Genomic DNA, 6,022 nt, shown 5'->3' with positions numbered 1-6,022 from the left:
TTGAAGACCTGGCAGTGAAGAAAATGATAAAAAACAGACACCTTGCCCGTCATATTGCAGATGCAGGATGGGGAGAATTTCAACGGATGCTGGAATACAAGACACAATGGTACGGCTCAAAACTGATAATTGCTCCTAGGTTTTATCCATCGAGCAAAAAGTGCAGCAGTTGTGGTTATATTCTCCCCGAATTAAAACTCTCAACCAGACAGTGGGAATGTCCGGAATGCGGAGCGAAACATGATAGAGACATTAATGCAGCTATAAACCTTATGCAGTATGCCAGTATTGCATAAACATCAGTACCGCAAGTTCTGCGGGAATTAACGCCTGTGGAGATTGGCTCTGCGGCGGAACGGGAAACCGGTCTACGAGCACCCAGTCTATGAAACAGGAAGCCTGGAGTAGATATTTTTCTATGAAAGGTGGAACGGCTTATTTGAAATATCTTTCCAGAAGGCCTTTAAAAGCTGCTCCGTGTCTGGCTTCGTCTTTAGCCATTTCATGGACTGTATCGTGGATGGCATCATAGCCGAGTTCCTTGGCTCTGGTGGCCAGGTCTTTTTTGCCTTTACAGGCGCCGTGTTCAGCCTCTACCCGCATCTTGAGGTTGGTTTTGGTGTCAGAGGTTACTACTTCGCCTAAGAGTTCGGCAAACCTGGCAGCATGTTCAGCTTCTTCAAAAGCTATGCGGCGGTAGGCTTCAGCGATTTCCGGATAGCCTTCGCGGTCAGCCTGCCTGCTCATAGCCAGATACATGCCGACTTCAGTGCATTCGCCGATGAAGTTGGCTTTTAATCCTTCAACTACCTGGGGATCAAGCCCCTGAGCAATGCCTATACGGTGTTCATCTGCCCATACCAGGTTTTCGCTTTCCTGCATAAGGCTGAATTTTTCTGCCGGGGCACTGCATTGAGGACAGTTTGCAGGGGGATTTTCTCCTTCATGCACATAACCACATATACCGCAGACAAATTTTTTCATAGATAATTCCTCCTCTTATGATTTTTTATGATAAAGCCTTTTTAAGGCATAAAGGGCAGGTGCCTTTAAAATAGATGTGGCTTTCATCTATCTGGAATTTTTCCAGCTCGTCCGGGATTATTCCGGCTGTATTAAGTCGTATGTCATAAATCTTTCCGCAGCTGCTGCACTTAAAATGTCCGTGCAGGGAAATATCCGCATCATAGCGGGTCTCATTTTCATCGATGGTTATAATAATAGCTACATTTTTTTCGACAAATAAGTTTAAGGTGTTGTAAACCGTAGTCTTGGAAAGGGTAGGTATTTCTTTTACCAGCTCCTGATAAATCATATCTGCTGTCGGGTGGTTTTTCTTTTCCAGCAGATAAGAGAGTATTTTTATGCGATGGTAAGAAGGTTTTATATCATGCTGCTTTAAAAGTTGTTCAACCTTTTTCTGCTGCATAGTAATTACTCCTTTAAACTAAACAAATTTAAATTAGATTTAAATTTGTAATCATTAAAATTTGATTATGATTAAAATTCTGTTCTTTGTCAATAGTTTTGGCTTATAAAGTTTGAAAAATACTTGGGGAGAGAAGGTATAGCTGGGGATTAAGAATATCTTTGCGGAGGAGGAGATTTAGATGTTTTTAAAAGCGGATGCTATACCTTATCTCAAGATGGTGGCACCTTTTATCGTAGAGACTCAGGAGGAAGGGGCTTGCCTGGTCATAACCGACAGGGAAAAAATAGTTTATAAATGTGCTTCATCTGGTTTTGATATTTCTGTTTTTAAAGAGGGAGACTATATAAGAGGAGAAGAAGTTTTCAGCCGGATAATGAAGGGAAAAGGCATAGTAAAGTTTTCTGTGGGGGGCAAACAGTATGGCCTGCGCGAGGCAGGTATGAACATCAATATTACAGGAACTCCTATTGTAGATGAGAAAGGGGAGATAGCCGGCGCTTTTGTGGTTTTTGCCGCTAATCCCCATCCTGTATATAAATCTTTTGCTGTTTTGTCAGAGGTAATTGATCAGGCTCTGGATAAAAGGATAAATTTTGTCCTGGCCGATACGGAAGAAATAGTGGCTACGACTAAGGCCCTGTCTACTGTCTACTCCCATGTTTCCGGATTGCGGCCTGGAACCAAACTTTTTCCTGATGGCTCTATAAAGCAATCTATACTGCAAAACCGTATGGTAAGAGAAGAAGCAAGCTATACCCGGGATATGCTGGGAGTAGCTTTTGAATTCACCTCTTTTCCCCTGCGTTCGGAAAAAGGGGAGGTAGTAGGGGCTTTTTGCAGTGTTATCGACCGTACTATAAATGAAGATGTTAAAGGCCATGTGAAATCTTTGGAAGAGTCGATAAACCAGATTACCATAGCTATTGAAAGTGTAGTTAAGGCTATAAGCGAAGTGGTGGAGCAGCAGAACCATCTTAATGAAAAGGTACAGGAAATTGGTGAAGCATCAGACAAGATTGAGGGAATATTAAAATTTATAAAAGAAGTAGCGGAAGAGACTAAAATGCTGGGTTTAAATGCAGCTATTGAAGCAGCCCGGGCGGGTGAAGTAGGCAAAGGTTTTAGTGTAGTAGCCAATGAAATACGCAAGCTTTCCGAGCAGTCCAAAGAAACGGTAAATAGGATAAAAGGTTTTATCAGTCATATAAATAACCAGATAAAAGAAGCAGCATCAGCCGCTGATTATACCTTGAGCACAGCGGAAAATCAGGCTGCTGCTATTGAAGAAATAAATGCGAGCATAGAGGAGATTAATGCTCTGGCGGAAGTTCTGGCTAAAGAGGTGCAGAACTTATAAAAACGGTTAAAAGGGGGCAAAATGGTGGTTAATGTAAAAATATATGCCGGCTTTAATTATTCTTCTGGCTGATGTGCCAAACCGGGCTGGAGTCCGGAGGCAACCAAAAAAGTTTATGAAAAGCTTAAAGAAGAATGGGAAGCGGAATATGGGGAAAAAGTAAACCTCATTTTTGAGGATACTTCCCGTTTTATTTTAGATCCTGACTCGGAAATAGCCAGGCTTAAAGAGCAGGGCAAATCTTTTCCGCTGGTTTTTATCGGGGAAAAGCTGGTTATGGATGGGGGGATTGATAAAAAAATATTAAAAGAACTGATTGATAAAGAATTAGCATAAAGAAGCCCGCATAAGCGGGCTTTTGTGCTGTTATTCACCTACAGGCTCTTCTGAAAGGGTATTGGGATTATCCTCGCTGCTATTTTCCGCACTTTCCCCGGGAGTTTCGCTGTTTTCCCCATTTGCTACTTCATCTTCATCGGAGGCTGTTTCGGTGTAATAACTATTGTCTTCGACGGTACTTGCGGTTTCCTCCTCGTTATCAGCGGATTTCTGAAGTATGCGCTCAATAATAGCGGCGATTTCTGCCCGGGTTATATGGCTGTTAGGATTAAACCTGCCGTCAGGAGTGCCTTTTATAATTCCCATGTTATAGAGAGCAATTATGTAACCTAAATCTTCTTTGGATATGAGGATGCCATCTTTAAAAGGAATGTTGCTCGTGTCGGCCGGTTCAATTCCCAAAGCTTTAGCCAGCCATACGGCAGTTTGCAAACGGGTAGCCTGAATATGGGAGTGGAAACGGGCGGTATTTATTATTTGGTGTCGGGCGGCAATGCGGGCTGCTTTTTTAGCCCAGTCGGGAACATTTTGCAGATTTTTCTCCTCACCATAATTTTCCTCTTCTTCGGTATCTATATCAGCCACCCGCATAATCATCGATAAAGCTTCAGCCTGGGTTATTTTTCCCTCCGGTTTAAAGGAACCATCGGGATAACCGCTTATAAGGCCCAGAGCTGCCAGCCTTTTAATCGACTTGGCTCCCCAGTGCTGGTTGATGTCAGAAAAGCTTATTTTTTCTCCCTCAGCTTCTTGATTTTGATTATTTAAAGCTAGTTTTTCCCTTATTTCCTGTTTTATCTGCAGCCGATTTTGTTTGGCAGTTTTTATGGAGTCAGGTTTTAAAAGTTTTTGTTCCCACTGGTTCTTCTGTTCCGTTCTGGTATTCAGCTTTTCGGTTACTTTTTCCCGCGCCATCTGGTTGGAGCCCGGGCTTTTAGCGGCAGCAATGGCAGGTGAGGCTGTGCTGCGGCCAGGTTTGGCTGCAACTGGAGCGGTACATACGGAAAATAACATTAAAAAAGTCAGCAAACAAGCGGTTATTCTTTGCATACCTATCCTCCTTTCTTTATTAATATTCAGATAATTTAATTATAGCATATAAAACTATATAGCCACTGAATTTATCAAAAAAATAGTTTTTAAATCCTATGTTAATAGAAAACAGAACTGCGTCAACCTTGGAACATAAAAGGATTAGATAAAATATTATACAAGAGAAGAAAAAAATGTAAAAGGAGGGATGGATCTGTTGCGGAGATTTAATATAAGTACTCAGATTTTACTGACTTTTGGCTTGATGGCGATGGTGACGGTTCTGGTGGGTGTATTGTGCATAGGGGGGATGGTTTCTTTAACCCGCAATCTGTGCGATTTTAATAATAACTATCTTCCTCGTATTGAAAATTTATTAATTATCAACGAAAGTCACCATAAGGTTTTGGTGGCTGAACGAGGTTTGCTTAATAACAAAATGTTAAGGAGCGATTTACGCAAGGCGCAGTATGATTATATAGAAAAAGCTCTCAAAGAAGCTGATGAAGCTTTTCAAGCTTATTCTTCCCTGCCTATGGAGGAAGAAGAACGGATGAGATGGGGGGAATTGAAAAGGGCATGGCAAAGCTGGCAGGAGAAACATGGGAAAGTCGTAAGTTTGGCACGGAAAAAGGATGAACTTTTAGCTTCAGGATTTAAAATTGATGACCCGGCAGTATCAGCTCTGGATGAAGAAACTTTTGCTGCTTCTATGGAGGCCAGGGAAGGTTTTTTGCATACCCAGAACCTGCTTAAAGATATGATTAATAATGAAAAAACCTGGATAGGTGATAAAACGGAAAAGGTTTTACAAAGGAGCAGCCTGACTGGAAAAATAGTTGTGGGCCTCATAGTTTTTAATATATTTTTAGCCTGTATGCTGATTATGTATATAAATGGAATGCTTAAACGAAGGCTTATTAAGCCAATAGACGATTTGACTTCGGTAATGGAAAAGGCAGCAACCGGAGACCTGACGGTAGAAATTACAGGAGGCAGTGATGAGGTAGGAAGGCTTGCCCGGGCCACAGGGGATATGTTAGGCCAGTTCAGGCTGATGGTAAAAGATATAGCGGAAAAGGCAGAAACCGTAGCCGCTTCCGCGGAAGAGCTGGGAGCCAGCTCCGAACAGGTTAGTGAAGGAATAGTACAGAAAACAGCCGATGTAAACAGCATAACGGTAAAGGTAAAAGAAGTAGGGGATATTATTTTAGGTATAGGGAAAAAAGCTAAAGAAGCAGAAAATGTAGCCCGCGAAGGAATGAAGTTTACTGAGGCTTTGAATGACGAAATCCATGCTGGGTTAGAACTTTCATCAAAAATCCCGGATGTAATGCATAATCTTATGCAAAACTCCCGGGAAATAAGCAAGATTGTAAACCTTATCAATAGCATTGCCGACCAGACTAATCTGCTGGCTCTTAATGCCGCTATTGAGGCAGCAAGAGCCGGGGAGGCAGGCAAAGGTTTTGCGGTAGTAGCCGAGGAAGTGCGCAAGTTAGCTGAACAGGCAGCCAATGCGGCCAAGGATATATTTGAACTTATAAATATAAATAATGATAATACACAAAAAGTGGAAAATATTATGGAAGAAGTGCTGAAAGCATTTGGGGTTTTTGCTGACAAGGCTAAAGATAATGAAGAAAGTTTTAAAAACATTGCCGAGAGAATTTTGGCTCTGGCCGGAAGTTTTAAAGAGATTGAAGATGCAGTCGGTGTGATGAATGAAGGGGCAGGAAGTATTGCCGCTGTTTTTGAAGAAGAAAGTGCTCTGATGGAGGAAATAAATGCTTCCGCTCAAACCCTGGCTGGTATAGCAGAAGAGATGAATCTTTCGGTTAACCGGTTTAAGTTAAAATAAA

The 6,022-nt window shown here is 41.8% G+C and carries 6 protein-coding genes; 3 read left to right on the top strand and 3 right to left on the bottom strand.

Annotated features, from left to right (window positions below):
• The coding region (locus BUB92_RS07820; protein WP_143156900.1) for an RNA-guided endonuclease TnpB family protein at nucleotides 1-296 on the top strand (296 nt) is incomplete at its 5' end.
• A gap of 139 nt (nucleotides 297-435) precedes the next feature.
• On the opposite strand, the gene BUB92_RS07815 is transcribed toward BUB92_RS07820, so the two are convergent.
• Both BUB92_RS07815 and BUB92_RS07810 read right to left on the bottom strand, forming a co-directional pair.
• On the bottom strand, nucleotides 436-984 hold the full coding sequence (locus BUB92_RS07815; RefSeq protein WP_073092487.1) for an NADH peroxidase: 549 nt from the start codon (nucleotides 982-984) through the stop codon (nucleotides 436-438).
• Between the two features lie 25 nt (nucleotides 985-1,009).
• Complete coding sequence (locus tag BUB92_RS07810) at nucleotides 1,010-1,429, bottom strand: Fur family transcriptional regulator (protein ID WP_084728409.1); 420 nt, start codon at nucleotides 1,427-1,429, stop codon at nucleotides 1,010-1,012.
• A 181-nt stretch (nucleotides 1,430-1,610) separates the two neighbouring features.
• Between BUB92_RS07810 and BUB92_RS07805 the strand changes: the two genes are divergently transcribed.
• Nucleotides 1,611-2,789 carry a methyl-accepting chemotaxis protein gene (locus BUB92_RS07805; protein ID WP_073092481.1) on the top strand — a complete coding sequence of 393 codons (1,179 nt, stop codon included), beginning with the start codon at nucleotides 1,611-1,613 and terminating at the stop codon, nucleotides 2,787-2,789.
• A gap of 366 nt (nucleotides 2,790-3,155) precedes the next feature.
• Here the strand turns inward: BUB92_RS07805 and BUB92_RS07800 are convergent, their stop codons facing one another.
• Nucleotides 3,156-4,178 (bottom strand): S-layer homology domain-containing protein, encoded by a 1,023-nt coding sequence (locus BUB92_RS07800; protein WP_073092478.1) that lies wholly within the window; start codon nucleotides 4,176-4,178, stop codon nucleotides 3,156-3,158.
• 199 nt (nucleotides 4,179-4,377) lie between these two features.
• Between BUB92_RS07800 and BUB92_RS07795 the strand changes: the two genes are divergently transcribed.
• Nucleotides 4,378-6,021: a methyl-accepting chemotaxis protein gene (locus tag BUB92_RS07795; protein ID WP_159432321.1), complete on the top strand. Its 1,644-nt coding sequence runs from the start codon at nucleotides 4,378-4,380 to the stop codon at nucleotides 6,019-6,021.
• Nucleotide 6,022 lies beyond the last annotated feature (1 nt).

Origin of the sequence: Thermosyntropha lipolytica DSM 11003 (assembly GCF_900129805.1) — a bacterium.
Taxonomy (GTDB): Bacteria; Bacillota; Syntrophomonadia; order Syntrophomonadales; family Syntrophomonadaceae; genus Thermosyntropha; species Thermosyntropha lipolytica.
The sequence above is the reverse complement of the archived record's forward strand: the minus strand, read 5'-3'. Positions and strand labels throughout refer to the sequence as shown.

What these genes read in the sequence shown, in the direction of transcription:
- BUB92_RS07815 (WP_073092487.1), bottom strand. Translation starts at nt 984, where the DNA reads ATGAAAAAATTTGTCTGCGGTATATGTGGTTATGTGCATGAAGGAGAA.
- BUB92_RS07810 (WP_084728409.1), bottom strand. Translation starts at nt 1,429, where the DNA reads ATGCAGCAGAAAAAGGTTGAACAACTTTTAAAGCAGCATGATATAAAA.
- BUB92_RS07805 (WP_073092481.1), top strand. Translation starts at nt 1,611, where the DNA reads ATGTTTTTAAAAGCGGATGCTATACCTTATCTCAAGATGGTGGCACCT.
- BUB92_RS07800 (WP_073092478.1), bottom strand. Translation starts at nt 4,178, where the DNA reads ATGCAAAGAATAACCGCTTGTTTGCTGACTTTTTTAATGTTATTTTCC.